The sequence below is a fragment of the Knoellia aerolata DSM 18566 genome (assembly GCF_000768695.1).
In the GTDB taxonomy this organism is placed as follows: Bacteria; Actinomycetota; Actinomycetes; order Actinomycetales; family Dermatophilaceae; genus Knoellia; species Knoellia aerolata.
On record NZ_AVPL01000128.1, the window covers coordinates 1 to 2080 of the forward strand.

General features: G+C 75.5%; 2 protein-coding genes. Both read left to right on the forward strand.

All coding sequences use genetic code 11. The annotated features are described in order from the left end of the window. The first annotated feature begins 105 nt into the window (after positions 1-105). Positions 106-1074, forward strand: a complete 969-nt coding sequence (gene fmt / locus N801_RS18875; protein ID WP_035940858.1) for a methionyl-tRNA formyltransferase — start codon at positions 106-108, stop codon at positions 1072-1074. After that, a partial coding sequence (locus N801_RS18880) for a transcription antitermination factor NusB (protein ID WP_035940859.1) occupies positions 1074-2080 on the forward strand: 1007 nt, incomplete at its 3' end. The genes fmt and N801_RS18880, both read left to right, overlap by 1 nt.

Here is a 2080-nt window from a genome sequence, read left to right on the forward strand (position 1 = left end):
GTGTCAGTGAACTCGTGGCACACCACAAAGCACCCCATGGTTCGCGAACCGGTTCGGGCGGGCTCCTACACTGGCGCCCGTGACGAACCAGGACCGGTGCACCCGATGAGGCTGGTCTTCGCCGGCACCCCCGAGACCGCCGTACCCGCGCTCGAGGCCCTCATCGCCTCCGAGCACGACGTCGTCGCGGTCCTCACCCGACCGGACGCCCGCGCGGGGCGGGGCCGCACCCTGCACCCGTCCCCGGTCAAGGCGGTCGCGCTGGAGCGTGGCATCGAGGTCCTCACTCCGGCCTCCCCCCGCGACCCGCAGTTCCAGGCGCGGCTGCGCGAGATCGCGCCCGACGCGTGCCCCGTGGTCGCCTACGGCGCACTGCTGCCGCCCGAGGTCCTCGACATCCCGACGCACGGCTGGGTCAACCTGCACTTCTCGGTGCTCCCGGCCTGGCGGGGTGCGGCGCCCGTGCAGCGCGCGATCATGGCCGGCGACGAGACGACCGGGGCGACGACCTTCGTCATCGAGCAGGGCCTCGACACCGGTCCGGTCCTCGGGCTGATGACCGAGACGATCCGCCCCGACGACACTGCAGGCAGCCTGCTCGACCGGCTGGCCCACGCCGGCGCCGGGCTGCTCGTCGCGACGATGGACGGGCTCGCCAGTGGTGACCTCACCCCGGTGCCGCAGCCGGCCGACGGCGTGTCGCACGCCGCGAAGCTCACGACCGCCGACGCGGAGGTCTCGTGGGGCGTCCCGGCGTATGCCGTCAGCCGTCACGTCCGCGGGTGCACGCCCACACCCGGGGCGTGGACGACGTTTCGCGGGGAACGCCTCGGGGTCGAGCCGGTCACCGTCGCCGGGCCCGCGGACACGCCCGGTCCCGACGGGTCGCCGGACCTCGCGCCCGGGGAGCTGCGAGCGACGAAGCAGGCCGTCCACGTGGGGACGGCGTCCGGCGTCGTCACGCTGGGCCGGGTCCGCCCGCCGGGCAGGAAGCCGATGGCCGCCGCCGACTGGGCCCGGGGGGTTCGGATCACCGACGGTGAGGTCCTCGGCCGCGCCACTACGCTGACCTGATGCCCGCACCCGACCGACCCCGCCCGGACCGCCGACCGAACGGGGGCCCCCGGGGCAGCCAGCGGTCCCGGCAGAAGCCGAGCGAGCGGTCCAAGCACGCCGAACCGGCCCGGCTGACGGCCTACACGCTCCTGCGGGCCGTCGACGAGGGCGCCTACGCCAACCTCGAGCTCCCCGCCATCATCCGGCGGCACCGCCTCGACTCCCGCGACGCGGCCTTCGCGACCGAGCTCGCGTTCGGCACCCTGCGGATGCAGGGCCTCTACGACGCCGTCATCGAGCGTGCGGCCGACCGCCCCACCTCGAAGATCGACAGCGGGGTGCTCGACGTCCTGCGGCTCGGCGCGCACCAGCTCCTCGGCATGCGGGTGCCGTCGCACGCGGCGGCCGACCAGACCGTGGGGCTCGCGCGCACCGTCAGCGGCGCCGGGGCCAGCGGCTTCGTCAACGCCGTGATGCGCCGGATCAGTGAGCGCACCCGCGAGGAGTGGGTCGCACAGGTGGTGCCCACCGACGGGTCCACCGCGGCGCTGGCCCTCGAGTACTCGCACCCGGAATGGGTCGTCAGCGCCCTGCGTGGTGCCCTCGTCGGCCACGGACGCGCGAGCGGCGACACGGTCGACGCGGAGCTGCGCGAGCTCCTCGAGAGCGACAACACCCCGGCCAAGGTGAGCCTCGTCGCGCGCCCCGGTCTCGCGACGGTCGAGGAGCTCGTGCGGGCCGGTGCCACCGCCAGCCCCACGTCGCCGTTCGGCGCCGTCCTCGAGAGCGGTGACCCCGGCGCGATCCGGGCCGTGCGCGAACGACGGGCGGCCGTCCAGGACGAGGGGTCCCAGCTGGTCGCCGTGGCCCTCGCCTCGGCCCCGGTCGACCCCGACGTCCCGAACCGCTGGCTCGACCTCTGCGCCGGCCCCGGCGGCAAGGCCGGCGTGCTCGGCGCGCTCGCGGTCGACGCCGGTGCCGACCTCGTCGCGGTCGAGGTCAGCGAGCACCGGGCCGAGCTCGT